General features: G+C 57.2%; 15 protein-coding genes. 10 read left to right on the top strand and 5 right to left on the bottom strand.

Going from position 1 to position 15,234, the window contains the following annotated elements; genetic code table 11:
- Positions 1-520: 520 nt before the first annotated feature.
- Positions 521-1,960 (bottom strand): hypothetical protein, encoded by a 1,440-nt coding sequence (locus tag ACQY78_RS10705; RefSeq protein WP_428685408.1) that lies wholly within the window; start codon positions 1,958-1,960, stop codon positions 521-523.
- A gap of 1,262 nt (positions 1,961-3,222) precedes the next feature.
- Here ACQY78_RS10705 and ACQY78_RS10700 point away from each other — a divergent pair.
- Positions 3,223-3,831, top strand: coding sequence for a hypothetical protein (locus tag ACQY78_RS10700; RefSeq protein WP_428685406.1), 609 nt, complete (start codon positions 3,223-3,225; stop codon positions 3,829-3,831).
- Positions 3,832-3,957: 126 nt separating this feature from the next.
- Here the strand turns inward: ACQY78_RS10700 and ACQY78_RS10695 are convergent, their stop codons facing one another.
- Both ACQY78_RS10695 and ACQY78_RS10690 read right to left on the bottom strand, forming a co-directional pair.
- Positions 3,958-4,488: a hypothetical protein gene (locus ACQY78_RS10695; RefSeq protein ID WP_428685404.1), complete on the bottom strand. Its 531-nt coding sequence runs from the start codon at positions 4,486-4,488 to the stop codon at positions 3,958-3,960.
- 508 nt (positions 4,489-4,996) lie between these two features.
- Complete coding sequence (locus ACQY78_RS10690) at positions 4,997-5,926, bottom strand: type VI secretion system-associated protein TagO (protein WP_428685402.1); 930 nt, start codon at positions 5,924-5,926, stop codon at positions 4,997-4,999.
- Positions 5,927-6,305: 379 nt separating this feature from the next.
- Between ACQY78_RS10690 and ACQY78_RS10685 the strand changes: the two genes are divergently transcribed.
- The gene (locus ACQY78_RS10685; RefSeq protein ID WP_428685400.1) at positions 6,306-6,722 is read left to right on the top strand and encodes a hypothetical protein; all 417 of its coding nucleotides are present in this window, start codon (positions 6,306-6,308) and stop codon (positions 6,720-6,722) included.
- 107 nt (positions 6,723-6,829) lie between these two features.
- Here ACQY78_RS10685 and ACQY78_RS10680 read toward each other — a convergent pair whose 3' ends face one another.
- A complete protein-coding gene (locus ACQY78_RS10680; RefSeq protein ID WP_428685398.1) occupies positions 6,830-7,621 on the bottom strand; it encodes a hypothetical protein in 792 nt (263 codons plus the stop codon).
- Between the two features lie 928 nt (positions 7,622-8,549).
- Between ACQY78_RS10680 and ACQY78_RS10675 the strand changes: the two genes are divergently transcribed.
- From ACQY78_RS10675 to ACQY78_RS10660, 4 genes are all read left to right on the top strand, one after another.
- Positions 8,550-8,672 (top strand): hypothetical protein, encoded by a 123-nt coding sequence (locus tag ACQY78_RS10675; RefSeq protein WP_428685396.1) that lies wholly within the window; start codon positions 8,550-8,552, stop codon positions 8,670-8,672.
- 148 nt (positions 8,673-8,820) lie between these two features.
- On the top strand, positions 8,821-10,116 hold the full coding sequence (locus ACQY78_RS10670) for a hypothetical protein (protein ID WP_428685394.1): 1,296 nt from the start codon (positions 8,821-8,823) through the stop codon (positions 10,114-10,116).
- A gap of 173 nt (positions 10,117-10,289) precedes the next feature.
- The gene (locus ACQY78_RS10665; protein WP_428685392.1) at positions 10,290-10,646 is read left to right on the top strand and encodes a Trm112 family protein; all 357 of its coding nucleotides are present in this window, start codon (positions 10,290-10,292) and stop codon (positions 10,644-10,646) included.
- 6 nt (positions 10,647-10,652) lie between these two features.
- The gene (locus ACQY78_RS10660) at positions 10,653-11,342 is read left to right on the top strand and encodes a class I SAM-dependent methyltransferase (protein WP_428686355.1); all 690 of its coding nucleotides are present in this window, start codon (positions 10,653-10,655) and stop codon (positions 11,340-11,342) included.
- Between the two features lie 213 nt (positions 11,343-11,555).
- On the opposite strand, the gene ACQY78_RS10655 is transcribed toward ACQY78_RS10660, so the two are convergent.
- On the bottom strand, positions 11,556-11,720 hold the full coding sequence (locus tag ACQY78_RS10655; RefSeq protein WP_428685390.1) for a tyrosine-type recombinase/integrase: 165 nt from the start codon (positions 11,718-11,720) through the stop codon (positions 11,556-11,558).
- A gap of 202 nt (positions 11,721-11,922) precedes the next feature.
- On the opposite strand from ACQY78_RS10655, the gene ACQY78_RS10650 reads away from it, so the two are divergent.
- From ACQY78_RS10650 to ACQY78_RS10635, 4 genes are all read left to right on the top strand, one after another.
- A complete protein-coding gene (locus ACQY78_RS10650) occupies positions 11,923-12,237 on the top strand; it encodes a winged helix domain-containing protein (protein ID WP_428685388.1) in 315 nt (104 codons plus the stop codon).
- The gene (locus ACQY78_RS10645; protein WP_428685386.1) at positions 12,234-12,665 is read left to right on the top strand and encodes a hypothetical protein; all 432 of its coding nucleotides are present in this window, start codon (positions 12,234-12,236) and stop codon (positions 12,663-12,665) included. Before ACQY78_RS10650 ends, ACQY78_RS10645 begins: the two co-directional genes overlap by 4 nt.
- Before the next feature lie 380 nt (positions 12,666-13,045).
- Positions 13,046-13,612: a hypothetical protein gene (locus ACQY78_RS10640; RefSeq protein ID WP_428685384.1), complete on the top strand. Its 567-nt coding sequence runs from the start codon at positions 13,046-13,048 to the stop codon at positions 13,610-13,612.
- 432 nt (positions 13,613-14,044) lie between these two features.
- On the top strand, positions 14,045-14,722 hold the full coding sequence (locus ACQY78_RS10635; RefSeq protein WP_428685382.1) for a sulfotransferase family 2 domain-containing protein: 678 nt from the start codon (positions 14,045-14,047) through the stop codon (positions 14,720-14,722).
- Positions 14,723-15,234: the final 512 nt, after the last annotated feature.

Here is a 15,234-nt window from a genome sequence, read left to right as displayed (position 1 = left end):
GGGGGCGACGGGACATTCCCCCGTCGCAGGATGGCACGCCTGACCCGCTCAGGCGTCGCCATTAACCCCGCCCGGCTGAAGGTCATCCCGCGACGAATGGGCGAGAAGACCGATACGGCAGAAGGGCCTGCTTGCGATCGGGGTGTGCCCGAATAGTGGCCGGCACGGGAAAGCAGGCTACACTACGATAAGCCCGCATTGGCTGCCGCTGTGACCGGTCAAACTGGGGGCGAGAGGATATCCGCAGTCTTCTGCGCGAATGGCGGGCCACGCCCGATGATGATGAGCACTACATCTTCGCTGTAACACTACCCTAGTGCCGCCTACGGGTCCCTCCGACCGCCTGCAGGCCGTTTTCCCGCCCTTCGATCTGTGACCGTAGAGCCGGCTGAAAACGCGCACCGAACGCGGGACCTGTTGACCGATCCTGGGCCGGTAGCGGGCTGTCATCTTCCGGACTAGTATCGCTGAAAGCTGCCGTCCGACCGAACTCATAAAATGCCTCGATCGCCAATCCAGCTCAGTTGGTGACCTGAGCGCCTACGCGATATGCGACAAACGCTTTGTCTCCGTCCCGCAAATACAGCTTCAGGCTCATGATCCGCGTCGTCGGGGCCCTTTCCTCGATATGGTCGAAGCATTTTCGTAGCAGCTTCCACACGTCCGGAATCGAAAGCTTGCTGGCCGGAACGGGGATCGAGAATTCATGGCGGACGATGAGGCCGGCCTGATAATGCTCGAAGCCGCACCGGACCGAGACGATAGGGTCTTTAGTTTCGATCTCTCGATTCTGGGTGTAGGCCCAAACATCGAAATCCAACGAGAACAGCTCAAGTTCGGAGCGGCTGGTCGAAGCCTGCAATCGAACCGTATCCCCGAGTTGCCCATCTTTCTCACATGCTTGCACGGCGTTTCGGAGCGCCGAAAGGCAAAGCTTGCTGGACACGACCGTCGTCGGATAGCTCATGTCCAATACCAGCATCCGCTCCTTGTTGAGCCGATGTGTGTTAACCTTGATCTTAGTCTCATGACCTGTAGCGACCGAGATTTCTCGGAACAATTGCAGTGCAGCGGGCCCGTAAATGTCATCAAGCGATTCCTTGATGACGATGTCGCCGACTACAGCACCCAGGAACCGTGCTGCACCTTCGTACTCATTCTGCTTGTTCGGATCCCAGCGTTGCGGACTCTTGAGCGAATGATGACGCAGCTTTCCACGCAGGAGTACCAACGTTCGAATCTTGTCGCGTGTGGTATCCCCAGGTTTGAAGAGATTGAATGCAAGCGCTCTAGTCGACTTTTGCTTGGCAAACGCCTTCGCATTGTCCTCGACAGCCTGACAGAACTCTACTTGCGTCGACAGGAGATCTGTCTGCTTTTCGTTGCCGGTCTTTCCATCGCAGAATCGCGTCTCGAGAAACAGGTACATGTTATTGTACGCGTCGATGTACCGGCCGGCACCGTAGGCGAGTCGCCCTTCGCGAAAATGGGAGGTCGACTCGATCCGATCATCGGCAATCGGACCTACGCAAAAGGCTCTTCCGATCTGCTCGAAATCGCACTCCTGATTCAGGACATTGTCGGGGTTCGATCGAAATGATTTGATATGGATACTTGCTTCCTCACTCACTTTTTCCGCACGGAAGCGCAGTTCGTAATTGTCGTAGTCCAGATCGACAATCTGTTGGCCGCTTACGACAGCCTGCCAATTCATTATGTTTTTACGGGCCAGGGAGGCATGCTCCCCTCCCGTTATCGTGATGTGCGGAATCTCGGCCTTTGGCCCGGCGAGCTGCACATGCGGAGCCTGTGCAACGTCCACGCCGGAGAAGGCAACGCAAACGCGCTTGAGCACATTGGCTTCGCGTTCCAGGAAGAAGGTCATGTTGCCCGTTTTGATGGGCCAGCCTTCCATCACCTCAACGTGATTTTTTACATCGAACGCTACCGTAACGATCATGCCCTCAATCTTGCTCGGCAAGGCCGCTTTCGGCAACCCTTGCGGTCGCCGCTAACGGAGCGCGTTTCCGTTGCCGACCAGCCACAACGAAGTCCGCTTACAGGCGACCGGCAGCGAGCTTCAGTGACCGAGATGGGGCGCAAAGCTGCCAATATGCCGTACGTGCATCATGCTGGCGTAGCCCTTGCGGGTACAGAGCAGAAGACGGCGCTGGAGGGCGGCCAACGGCGGAATGGCGAGCCACGCCCGATGATGATGAGCACCATAACTACGAGTAGCACTAGTCCCGCCAGAAACTGTCGATACTGTCCTGCACCAGCGTTACGTCTACTGTGTGAACTGAATGTAGTCGTCGGGAGCCCCACGAGGATGGAGGCAAAGAAATCAAGATTACTATTGGACATTTAGCTGCGCGCGCTCGATCAGCGAATCGAGGTCGATGTGGGCGAGGTGCGTATCATGGGATCGAAGGCCCGGCGGCTCCAGACGCTCACCGCCAGCGGCGCCGCGGCAGCAGTGCCCACTCAAAGACTGAAGTGGCGGACCCGGCGAGATTCGAACTCACGACCTCTGCCTTCGGAGGGCCATCTAACCTCACTTTATTGAGGCTCAAGTGCCGATCACAACGACATTTTGAGGTTCACGAGGGCGCGCTGTCAACGTTCACTGTGACAGATTGTGACAAGGTGTGACCGGCGTCACGACTGAGTGTCACGACCGTAAGTTGGCGTCCGGACAAAAAAGGGGCCAGCCGGTTAGGACCGACCTGCTTCCTGGAGCTGCGCAGGCGTAACAGAGTGTCCGTACGCGCAACTTTCGACTGGTAGGCGTCGGGCCTTAGCACTAGGCCGCGGTTGCAAATGTTTTGCGTCGCTGCAATGATTAGGAGCAGGGCAAAGAAGCAACCCAAGTATCAAAAATGGCCGTTCGCAAAGACGCACCAATTCGGGGCTCGGCATGATAATTCCAGTTTCCAGCGGCGCGCTAATTGCCGGCGTTGTAATTTTTCTTCTATTTGTTCCGATTTATCTCGTGTTCAAATTTCTCGCTAGCAATGTTGAGGGCGAGCAGCGCGGAAGAGCCGAGCGGAATACAAGTGACTACCTTACTGCAATGAGTGACCTAGAGAATGCTAGACTTGCCCGGAAGGCTATTGAATTTGCTCGCACGAACGCTCCTTCTGACGAGCGCAAGAATGCTGATGATAAGGACTCCCCATCAGAGCCAACTAGGCGCTAGACGCTTCTCCTGAGGGCACGAAAATGGCGTTGTTTGGCAAATCGAGAGAGATGCGCGAGGCAGAGACCGCTGCACTGCAGCGTGCCCAAGAGATAACGGCGGAACTAACGAAAGAATTGTTGGATCCGTATAGGAGTCTTGCGAATCAACAAGCTGAGATCAAAGGTCAGCTTGCTGATTTGACCAATGAGATTGAAAACTTCCCGAAGTTAATCGGTGAACGGACCCAAGCCTACTCGATTGAGCAGGCTCGCAAGTTCGAATACGCCATCGCGAGTACGGACATGGAAGGGTTCAGTTCGACGACGCTGGACCTGTTGGGCAGCCTTGGATGGGAGATGGTCTCGTCTTCTGCATACGCTATCGGCGGCAGCACGCAGACTGTTAATTTCCAGTACACCTTCAAGAGGGAAAAGCTTTCGCTTCCCAATGAAGAGTTGAAGCTGCTCGGATCAGAGCATGAAGCGCGAGTCGCAATGATTTCAGGGCTGGAAGAAGCAATGCTCGATTTGCAAAAGCAAAAGGAAGTGCTTCTTGCAAAAGCTCGCAGTATCGATCCCGTGGCCCCAGAGCTTCTGATAAAACTGGGAGAGCTTGAAGAGAAATCCTCCAAGAACAACCCTTGGGCATGACAGCCGAGTTGTGATGAGGTCGTAAACGCGGTGGAAGTCACGACTGCGCGTCGCGACCGCAAGTTGGCGTCCGGACAAAAAAAGGCCAGCCGGTTAGGGCTGACCTGTTCTTCTAGCTCGTCTGGTCTACAGGGCTTCTGCCTGCACGGTCCGGCCATGGCTGACATGCTGCATCGGCACCTCAACCGGAGCAGGAAGCAGCGACTGTCCTTCATGCTGGTGCATCCTGTGGAATCCGCACTTGTCACGAGCACGGATCATCTTCTGAGCATGCTCCTGCCGCCTCTTGCGAAGGTCTTCAAGAGCATCATCAAATTCTCCAGCGCGAGCGGCGTTTAGAATGGTCCGCATAGCCCGCATCGCGTCTTCCGCATTGTCACACTCCGCAAATTCCCCTTGTGGAATGTAGGGCTGGGGAAACCAAGTATTACGCTTCCCATACCCAATCGTAATGCGATAGCGACCGGTACGCTTATCGATCTTCACCATCCGAATGCCGCGCAGCTTGCCGGTGGCCAAGCCTTCCATAGCAGCTTCGATGTGCGCGACGTGCGCCCGAGTATACGCCCCTTCTTCGAGCGGTACGAAGTCGTTCTTCTTGCGAGTCTTAAGGTCAAGCAGGTTCGTCGTACCGTTCTTAGTACTCTTCGTGTTCATGTTGTTTCAATGGTCAAGAGTAATGTCCCACAATTGGGATGCCGGAATTTTCCGGCTGGGATGCCTGGTCGACCACATCAGCTCCCATAAAAAGGAAAAGCCGCCAATCGGTTGACTGGCGGCTCCCGCGAACGCGACGAACATAATCATCGGCGACTTTCGGAATATAGCAGATCGCTTCGGGATTTGCAAACCCCTTAGGGGCCGACTGTCAACGCGACATTCCGTACCGGCTTGGATGCTCCCCAGCTGGTATCCGAGCAACGCTCGGTCTCGTCACGCGGTCGTGACTGTCCCGCATGTGAATGGGGGAGCCCGCCGTGCATCCCGATGCTGCAATCTCCCGAAGAGATCGCACCAAACTTTCCAATCTCGATGTGCTGGATTGGTCGGCGACCGGCAGCCATCCATGCCCGTGATGACGTGGCTAAGGTCGGAGACATCGCCGGGCGTCTTCGCCTCCAACTCTGCCGTCGTTACTCAATCACCAGCCGAGAATGGTCAAAGGTCAATGCTTAGGGCCAGTGGTAAAGGGCAAACGGTATCGGTACGGCGGCGGTGGAGGTGACGGTTGCGGCCCTGTCAGATAATTGGCGTCAATAGTGTCATTTGCCATATCGGCTTCTTGAGCGCTTTGAGAGCCGTCCCATTCACAGGTTTGCCGAAGCGGAAGTATGGCCTCGCGCAAACCATCCAATTTGAAGGTTAGCGTGGATTCCAATTGGCCCTTTGGTTGTGCTCGAATGACGAGGGTCTTGCTAACGATAAGACTTTTTATGAAGGGGATAGAACTGCTGCTGCTGTAGATTCCGACGGCACCAGACGCGACCGCATTTTGCCACGTTGCTCCGACGATTTGCTTATCGTCGAGGCGATAAGATACCGGGGTCTGATAAGACGGCAGAGATTTTAGAAAATAGACAAGCGCTGCTGTTTGCCCATCCCGACATCTCAGAACGAGTTCACCATGAACACGTCCACCATCGGGGGAGGGCGAAACTTCGATACTCTGTGTCGATAGAAGCACCATCGACTTCCCACTAAGCTTGTCGCGAGATCGCAATAGTTGCCAATCTCCGATCGTTGCCTTGGCGCCAAGCGCGCGGACTTTCTCGAGTCGTTCTTGGAGTACAGTCTGAACGCGCATCTTCAGGGCTTCCGACGGCTTCGGATCAGCGGGTTCGTTGAGGCTGCGTTGGAACTCCTCAATCGCTGCCGTCGTCTTTGCCCCTGCGAAACCGTCAACTGTTCCCAGCTCAAATCCCAAAAGAGTCAAAGAGGACTGGATTGCCAAGATCAGCGGATCGGGACGGGGCTGTGCAACAACTGAACTGGATGGTAGCTGGGCTGCTCGAGGATCCAGTTTCGCTCGTTCACTATTCGACAGAATACCGCGACATTGAGCGACAGAGTATCCACGTCTTTTGGCTTCAGCCACGCCAGATACAGAAGCGGGATCCCACTGGTCGCCCGTATCGTTCAAAGCAAGCCGACAAACACTCTCTGCTTGTAGAGACGAGTTGGCTTGAGATAGTACAACCGATGACCCGCCGAATATGCAGGAAAGAGTCCCCACAACCGGAAAAAGGCGCGAGCAAACTAGCAGCATTCTCAAGCAATCCCTTGGCGTTCACTCACGCCCATGCGTGGGGTCGGCAAACTTCCTTATGAAACACGACGCGGCGCTCCGTCACAAGCGACATTGAGTTGGTGAGCAAGCTGGAATGGTCTTTTCCCGCCGATTGTCTTGTTCTACTAGCAACTGTAATCGGCACGATACATTCTATCTTGTGAATAACGACTCGGGGGAGGCGTTCTTGGAGTGGGTTACCAAAGGGGTGATTCACGCGATTTTGCTGGCAAGCTTGGTGGCTTGCACACAACCACCGCCAAGTACCCCTACAAATTATGCTTCGGCACGTGCGCCCGAGCCACCCAAGGCAGAAGCAAACTTCACTGACAAGACGGGCAACATTTATAAGGTGAGCATTGTTCAGACGAAGTATATTGGATCGACGTTGTGGGGATGTGAGGTCTACGTCGGCTGGCACAACGGCGGAAAGACGACTAAGGGCGGGCTGATACGGGTTACGGCATTAGATAGCCAAGGGAATTCCTTCAAGGAAACTATTGGCTCTTTGCCTCAAACAAGCCCGGACAAAGTTGGAAGCACAGTTGTTGCCTTCATAAATGTGCCTTGCGCACGGATTCACGACTTCAAATTGAGAGCATGAGGCCTCAGGCAGTGATCGCGGGCACACCGCTCGCGTTCCCGCGCGTCAGGTGAACCGATTTGGATCAGACTAGCAGAGGAAAACATGAAATCCTGCTAGTCCCTCCGTTAGCCCAGCGGGCCTCGCCCCCGCCCTGCGGGAGCGTTCCTGCCGTAGCAAGGGCCATTGCTAAACTCACCCATTGGATTACCGATATTGCTGCGAAGGCAACAACGCCGCAGAAGATCGACCTGCCTGAAGGACAGCCAGCCAACGGTTCGATATTGCTTTTCGATACTGTCGATCACAGAGCGGACATCACGCTGAAGTCCTGGCTTGCGGATGTTGGCTAAGTAGTGATCGATGCTCTGTCTGACACGATCACTTAACGCTCTAGGAATGTCCTTCTTAGACTCCGCATTGTCGGTCATTGCGGGGCCTTTTGAAGTCATCCACCGACGGGTCGACTCCAGATACAGATTCTTAAGCTCTGCCAGCTGCTCTTGCGATAGCCACCCGGTCAAGAGTAGCTGCTCCTGAATATGGCCGTGCCACTCCTCTTCCTCCGGCGTGTGTGTGCCGGGCATGGCTAGCAATTCTATAGCCACGGCGATTTCATCACCCCGCAGCATGCGGAGGGGCTGCCCATCGAGTTCCTGGGCAATGGCTATGTCTAGGACGTTGATCGGTAACGGGTCCATTTCATATCGACCCGCACGAGCGCGATGGAAACATCGCTGCAACAAGGCTACCTGCGTAGGTCTTATGTAGCCGCTGCTTTCGTACTCGATCTTGGCTGCCCGGATCGCCATGTCGACTCTGGGCATCAGCTTCTTCCGGTCTAGGAATTTCAGATAGGCGTCAACAGCCTCTCTCTCACCCGAATTCAGCTGGGGTGTCTCTAGTTCTTGGTTATTCATTATTTGGTCTCTTCTGCGGACGATGCCGCAAGCGCCTCCTCTGGAGGTTCGCTCTCTTGATGGCAGTCGCCATTATTCTCTAGATTCCTAGAGCTTGCTCATAGAGAACCCAATTTTGCTTTTATACGGTGCCTCGTGAGCATTAAACCCGCGAGGACAATCAAAACGCCTAATCTGGATGCCCCTCCCACTTTCCCGGCGACAACTGGAAAGCCACAACATCCTCCCTAGGTTGCAAATGCTATTGCGTTGGACGCGCAAGTAAGCAACATCGCTCCAACAATACTGGGGGGTAGTAGAGATGGCGCTAAGGAATCCGCGCAAGGCTGTTCAATTTGGATTGCATAAAGCTCCTTTGTTCCGCCGTAGAGGAACCATCATCAGACTAGTTGCGTCCTTGAGTCTTTTTGGACTTGGCGCGTGTGTCGGGGGAAATTCAACGGTACTGACTCAGCCAGTTACTGCCTTAAGATGTCCTGCGAACGACACCGCAAGAATATTGCGCGTTGTCCGAAGTCCTTCTGATGATTCTTATTATGTCGTCGAGAGAATCTTTATCGGAGAGACCCCTACTAGACGGGCTACTCTTACGGATCCACACGCATATCAAGCGACCAAGGCGGGTGACGTGGTAATTTACAGCAGGAAGCGAGAAGAGAACTATAGAGGCATGACTAAATACGTATCGGAGACTTGGAGTGAGGTAAACATCAAGACAGGACGGCTGAAACTCGTCACGGTTGAGGACGGGGTAAACAAAAACCCATCTTCAACCGGGCTTCAGTGCAACTATACACCGGACGAGATGCGTCCACAGACGCTAACACGATGAACAAGGCGCTCTCCGATGTGCAGCCGATACATGTCGCCTAACTAGTCAGCCGACCGAATGCCCTGATGAATTCTTTGGGAGCTGGAGCCCCAGTTCTTGAAGGTGCAGCCGGATCCGGCGAGGGGCGTGGCCTACAACGGCGAGGTCATGATCGACATCGCCGCGAAGGGCGAGGAGTGCGCGGCGCGGACGAGCGCGCTGGTGGATTGGTTCGAATGACCATGGCGGCGCCGTCGCCTTCTTGACTCTCGCCAAGCACCTGGTGTTCCCGTGTACTTGTACGGAACTTGCATGAGTCCTATGGTTGCATATGAATTGTGTTACAACCGCCGGCAACGCTACGCTCATCGTCTACGATGGGAAGCCTTTGCTTGCTACCGACCCATGGTTCGGTGATGAGGATCCTGCTTATTTCGGCAGCTGGGTGCTAAGCCACCGCATTCCCAGGTCGGTCAAGGACGACATTCGAAAATGCCAGTACATTTGGTATTCGCATGGCCATCCGGATCATCTGAACCCGGTCACGGTTGAACGTTTCAAGGGGCAGAAGATCTTGCTGCCCGATCATCTGAATGGGCGCATCCTGAAGGACCTGGAGCCAAGTGGGTACGATCTAACCGTCCTGCCTGATCGAAAGTGGGTGCAGCTCACGGCAAATGTGAAGGTCCAGTGCATCACTACCCGCATCCAGGACGCGATCCTGCTGATCGATTCGTGCGGCAGCCTCTTCATCAACACCAACGACGCGGGCACGCGCGACTGCACGCGCTACATCCGCAAGATCGCTTCGAGCTACGAGCGCTCTTACCTGCTGGCGCTGTCGGGCTACGGCGACGCCGACATGATTAACTTCTATGACGAGCAGGGGAATTTCCTGACCCCGCGCGCCGCGCGCAAGCCGTCGGTCGGTGGACAGCTCACCAATCTTGCCAAAGCGGCCGGTGCCAAAACGGTGATTCCATTTTCGGCCTTTCACCAGTATCAGCGCACTGACTCGGTGTGGGCCGAGGCATTTACCACGCCGATGGATGCGTTCGAAAAAGGCCTTTCGCCAGACGTCGGTTTCATTCCGGCCTTCTCGACTGTCGACTGCCGCGATGGTTCCTACACGATCTACTCGCCAGAGGAATTCAACGTCGTTCCGAAGGTGCCGGAGGAGTTCGGCGACAACTGGTCGGATGTGCTTGAGGTGGCAGACCAGAAGATCATCGAGGCCTACTTCGCACGCAAGGACCCTGTGCAAGACTATTTCGGCTTCGTCAATTTCCGCGTGGGCGAGCGTGACCATACGATCAAGATGCGCGGACCAAAAGAGCGCGGCATCACATTTGCCGTACCTCGCGGAAGCCTGATGACCTGCATCAACTATCGCATCTTCGATGACTTGCTGATCGGCAATTACATGAAGACCACCCTTCATGGCGGCGTGCGCTCGCTGCAGGATGGCGGCTTTAACTATTATGTGGCGAAGTATGGCGACAATGGCCTGGCCGAGACCGATGCCGAGCTGCAGGTCTACTTGGCGGAGTACCGTCGGCGGGCGGGCTTCGATTATATTGTGAGTGCGCTCGAGGATAAATCGCGCGACTTCATCATGCGTTTCGCCGCCCAGGACACCCGAATCTACAAGCTCGCCAAGTCGATCTATTTGAAGATGCGCTGAGGCGCGCAAAGGGTCGCGGTGAGGAGCGATCCGGAGCCGACATGCCCGTCTTGGGCGTTTCCTCCCTAGACTTGCGCCCGCTGGCCTTCGTGGCCGGCGGGCGTTTTTCCACCAGTTGATTGCATGGGTGGTGATAGGTTATGCACTTACCGGGTGGGTGGAGTGTCGATTCTATGACGATCAACTCTTGGTATCTTGAACATCTTCGCTGTCCAGTCGATGGCTCGGTGCTGTCTTGGAATAGAAGCGCCCTGACCACCCCGGCTGGCCGCTCTTATCCAGTGGTTGAAGGTCTGCCGGTTATGCTGCTTCCGGACAAAGAGCAGACTATGAGGATTGCCGGGGCGTCAATCGAGCGCGCCAACGGAAACCCCGATGTGGTGGATAGCCGCGCACCAGATTTCTACTTGGAGACGCTGGGCATCAGCGACGAGGAGAAGCCACGACTCGTCGAACTCGTGCGGCGCCGTAGTGGTCACATCGACCCGGCGGTTTCAATGTTAGTGAGTGGCACCTCGGGGAATGCGTAAGCCCATCTGAGGGGCAGCGAGGAGTTAACTGAGCATCCAATCCCCCGCATCGGTCTCCCGCCTGGAGAGGGACGGACTTTACTCGACATCGGTTGTAACTGGGGACGATGGTGTATGGCGGCGACCCGGGCCGGTTACAAGGTCACCGGTATTGACCCCTCTCTTGGTGCGGCAATGGCGGCCCGGCGCGTGGCCCGAGAGCTTGGTTATGACATCCACTATGTGGTTGGGGATGGCCGTTGGCTACCTTTCGCACGCGAGAGCTTTAATGTGGTCCATTCCTACAGCGTGCTTCAGCATTTCTCGAAGAAAGATGCCCGTCTGGCGTTGTCTGAGACGAGCCGAGTCCTGACATCGAATGGGCTCGCGAGGATTCAAATGGCTAATCGAATCGGCGTACGAAGTCTGCAGCATCAGGCGAAGCGAGGCTTTCGCGAGCCGATCATGTTCGAAGTCAGATACTGGCCGATTACCGAACTGCGGGACGCTTTCGAGACTGCGATTGGTCCAACAATTGTGAGCGTTGATTGCTTCTTTGGGCTCGGTTGGCAGTGGGTTGACATGAAGTACATGCAGGCGCGCCATAAGCCGGTCCTCCTCGCATCCGAGGCTCTACGTCAGCTCAGCCGAATGGTGCCGTCGCTGGCGCAAGTGGCCGACAGTGTTTTTTGCACCGCTCGGAAACACGTTGTTTGATATTGCTGGCCGTAAATTGGCGATGCAGCCGATTTCAATCGCTACACCGCGGCGGGTAACCAGCCGTTCCCCATACGGTTGTTAATCCGCTTCTTGCTTCTCGGCGTCGTCACCATACATCGCCGTTACCGGAGGCCACCAGCAGGAAAGGGAGACCGACTCTTTGGGGGGGGGGACTCTGACTAACGTACAGTCGTGACGCTCAGTCGCGACTTAGAGCCGTGCCGCGACCGTCTCGGCTCTGAGGTGGGTGTAGCGCATCAGCATGCGTATATCCCCGTGGTCACTGATCAGCGCCACCTCAGGGACGCTCAAGCCCTTCTCAAAGAAGCGACTGATGGCTTCGTGCCTCAGGTCGTGAAAGCGGAAATCAGGCATTCCCGCCCCAAACGACCATGCCCAAGCTACCGAAACGCTGCCGCAATGACCAACCGAAACCCCTTCCACTTCTGGACCTAATAGAGCGCCGCCGTTGGGACGATGCCCCAATGGCCGCCCGATGGGTAAGCCGACGTTGCGGGCTCACGTCGCCTAGCGCCGCACGGCTCATTGCCGAACTCGCCAACCTGGGAGGTGACAAATGAGAGTTCGCCCTTACGTCGAGGCCGTTGCTCTCGCGCCTGAAGGCGACCGGCTATTCGTCGTGCGAGGGCAAACTGCCAAGGCGCTTATTGCTCTCGTGAACAGCGGCGACCGTGGCGTCACGGCACTTGAAGTGACGACATGGGCCTACCGGTTCGCGGCCTACTGCCATGACCTTCGAACCCGCTACGGGCTCGCGATTCGCACCGAGCGCGAGAAACACCCTGGCGGATGGCATGGTCGCCATGTTCTCGAAACGTCTGTGACACTACGATTCGTGGCCGACCCCGAAGAAGACCCGGAATCGGCGTGACGAAGCGCCACCGAAAACCCGGCCGCCGCGTCAACGCGACAGGCCGCAGCATCGGGGGGGACGGGCATCATGCCCGTCTCTACCGCTGGGAATTGAAATCGCCAGCCTATTGCTCCCTGTCCATGGGCAGCCGCGCGCTCCTGGTCGAGTTGAAGGCGCTCTACAACGGCCGCAACAACGGGGAGCTGTTCCTTTCGGTGCGGGAAGCGGCGCGCCGTCTCGGCTGCGGCAAGAACCTCGCGGCTAGGCTTTTCAGCGAGCTGGAGGAGCGCGGCTTTATCCGTCCGAACGAAGTAGGGGCGTTCAACATGAAGGCCGCGTCCGGACGTGGGAAGGCGACGAGCTGGATTCTCACAGAGTATCCCGTAGGCAATGCGGCCACGGGCTCGAAAGACTTCATGCGCTGGCGGCCGGGAATGGCGGCATAGGATGAAAACATTTCGCGGTCCCTCTCAGAGGGACAGCCGGTCCCCCTGACAGGGACAGTGCCCTTCGAATCGCGCTCAACTGTCCCCGTGAAGGGGACGGTTTTGCAGATTCCGGACGTTCAACGGTCCCGCTCCGGGGGACACAGATAGATTTACCAAGGGAGGTGCGATTGCCGGCGAAGAATCAGAACAGAGGGACGGGAGCGAGAGCGCGGCGCGGGGCCGGCAACGAGCCCAAGCGCAAGCGCGCTCGCGAGGCTGGGCAGCCACCGACTAAGCGTCATGCGGCGGAGCCGCCCCGGTCGGGACGAAATGCCGATGAGTCCGCCAAGTCGGTGCCAGCGAAGCCTTACGAGCCGTCTCCGCAGGAGCGCGAGGTAGTGGATGCCTACCGGGCCAGAGTCAGGGGCAAAGCTGCCGTCCCGGCCATCACGGTCGGAGAAGGGAAGGATCTCGGCACGCTCGACTTCGACCATCCCGACAAGGCCGTGGCCGCCTGCCTGTTGTCTGGGGCGGTCGGGACCCATGATCTCGACTTCCTGGGCGGCATTCTCGTCCAACTCGCCAACGTCGTCTCCAAGGGGCAGACGGTTGATGCGGGTGCGGTCAATTTCATGCTTTCGATGGTCAAGGGCGTCGAGCCACGCGACCAAATCGAGGCGATGTTGGCGGCGCAGATGGCGGCGGTTCACAATGCGACCATGACCTTCGCGCGCCGTCTCAACAATGTAGACAACATCCCCCAGCAGGACAGCGCGGAGCGGGCGTTCAACAAGCTGGCGCGGACCTTCACGGCGCAGGTCGAGGCCCTGAAGCGATACCGGAGCGCGGGCGAGCAGACTGTCCGGGTGGAGCATGTGACAGTCAATGATGGAGGGCAGGCCATCGTCGGTAACGTCACCACCGGGGGGAGGGGCTCGCCACAAAAGACGGAGGCAACCTCATGAACGCGGTTTATTCGTTCCAGAAAAGCCCGCGCTGCACGGCCACATCGAAGCGGACGCGGCAGCCTTGTCAGGCCCCGGCCGTCACGGGCTGGACGGTCTGCCGCTTCCATGGCGCGCGGGGCGGTGCACCGAGCGGGAAGCGCAATGGCATGTTTCGCCACGGGCTGTACACGCAGGCGGCGTTGGCCTTGAACCGCCGCCTCTCCGGCCTTCAGCGGGAATCGCGTGCCCTCCTTCGCCGGTTGATTCCGTAGGGGGCCGGAGGTTCCAATCCTCTCGCTCCGACCAATAAAGCCCAAGGGCCTTTGCGACGAAAGTGCCGCGTCATCAGCAATGGTGACGCGGCACATTTTCTTCAAAATCGCCGATAAGAGGCCAGCGAGAGGCCTGCCTACGCCTTGAGCGGCCGCACTCAGGTAGGTATACACAGTCATGATACTCTCGCACGACTGGCGCTTTATCCATCTCAAGACTCGCAAGACGGCCGGCACCAGCGTCGAGCTTTCCCTGTCCGCGCTGTGCGGGCCACTCGATATCATTACGCCGACTTGGTGGGAGGAGGAGGCGACCCTGCGGCTGGGTCGCCCGCCGCAGAATTACATTCGCGGTCATGCCAGCAGGTTGCGACCAGATGGGTTGCCCGAGCCTGAGTTAGCAAAAGACTACTATAACCATATGCCGGCGGCCCTGGTGCGCAAGTATATTGGCCGCCGCCTATGGAGGCGCTATCGTAAGGTGGCCTTCGTGCGTAACCCTTGGGATCGTGAAGTGTCGCGCTTTTTTTGGCGGACCAAAGGTCGGGCTGAGCATTCGCCAGACGGATTCCGCAAGTTCATCATGAGAAAGCAGATCGACGATGATTGGTCCATCATCAGTATCGACGGCACCCTGGCTCTTGATTTCGTCGGCCGCTACGAATCGCTTGAGGATGACTTCGCGAAGCTACTGACTGAGTTGGGTTATAAGAAGTCGGTGCCGCTGGCACGCGCCAAAATGGGATTCCGCTCGACTGAAGAAAGGGACTACCGGCCGTTCTACGACGACGAAACCCGTGAGCTTGTGGCGCAAGCGCATGCCCCGTTGATTGCAGCCTTTGGCTATACTTTTTGATGGCCGTGTTCGACCGAACGGGGCGCATTGCTGCGCCCCCTCGTCCTTGCAGCGCGGTTATGGGGTATCGACGCGCCAGAGACTAAGCAGGAGTGCCCCGATGGCTGGGCGGCCGGGCGACTGGCGACTGGCGACTACGAAGCTGCTGACGTTGATTCAGGGCAAGCCCGTCGTGTGTCAGGAGAAGGACCGCGACCGCTATGGCCGCACGGTCGCCATTTGCCGAGCCGGTGCCAGGATCTAGGTGCCATCATGGTTCGCGAGGGCATGGCGTGGGCGTTCCTCCGCTACAGTCACGACTACGCGCAGGAAGAGGAGAGAGCCAAGGCTGACGGCTTAGGTGTTCATGCACACGGCTGCATGCCGGCATGGGAGTGGCGGGCACAAGAACGACGCCAATAGGGACTCGCAACGGTAGCTTGGGCACGTCCGTCGCCGCGAAATCCTGCCGCGTGTGTCCCCCGCGTGTCCCCGGGCCCTCGACCGAAGCGGTGTGCAACTACTAAGTCATT

Source organism: Reyranella sp. (genome assembly GCF_965279625.1).
In the GTDB taxonomy this organism is placed as follows: domain Bacteria; phylum Pseudomonadota; class Alphaproteobacteria; order Reyranellales; family Reyranellaceae; genus Reyranella.
This window is presented reverse-complemented; position numbering and strand designations above follow the sequence as displayed.

Bases quoted from the DNA above. Each gene is read 5' to 3' on its own strand.
- ACQY78_RS10665 (WP_428685392.1), top strand. From the start codon at position 10,290: ATGACGATCAACTCTTGGTATCTTGAACATCTTCGCTGTCCAGTCGAT.
- ACQY78_RS10650 (WP_428685388.1), top strand. From the start codon at position 11,923: ATGAGAGTTCGCCCTTACGTCGAGGCCGTTGCTCTCGCGCCTGAAGGC.
- ACQY78_RS10700 (WP_428685406.1), top strand. From the start codon at position 3,223: ATGGCGTTGTTTGGCAAATCGAGAGAGATGCGCGAGGCAGAGACCGCT.
- ACQY78_RS10695 (WP_428685404.1), bottom strand. From the start codon at position 4,488: ATGAACACGAAGAGTACTAAGAACGGTACGACGAACCTGCTTGACCTT.
- ACQY78_RS10635 (WP_428685382.1), top strand. From the start codon at position 14,045: ATGATACTCTCGCACGACTGGCGCTTTATCCATCTCAAGACTCGCAAG.
- ACQY78_RS10705 (WP_428685408.1), bottom strand. From the start codon at position 1,960: ATGATCGTTACGGTAGCGTTCGATGTAAAAAATCACGTTGAGGTGATG.
- ACQY78_RS10655 (WP_428685390.1), bottom strand. From the start codon at position 11,720: ATGCCTGATTTCCGCTTTCACGACCTGAGGCACGAAGCCATCAGTCGC.
- ACQY78_RS10680 (WP_428685398.1), bottom strand. From the start codon at position 7,621: ATGAATAACCAAGAACTAGAGACACCCCAGCTGAATTCGGGTGAGAGA.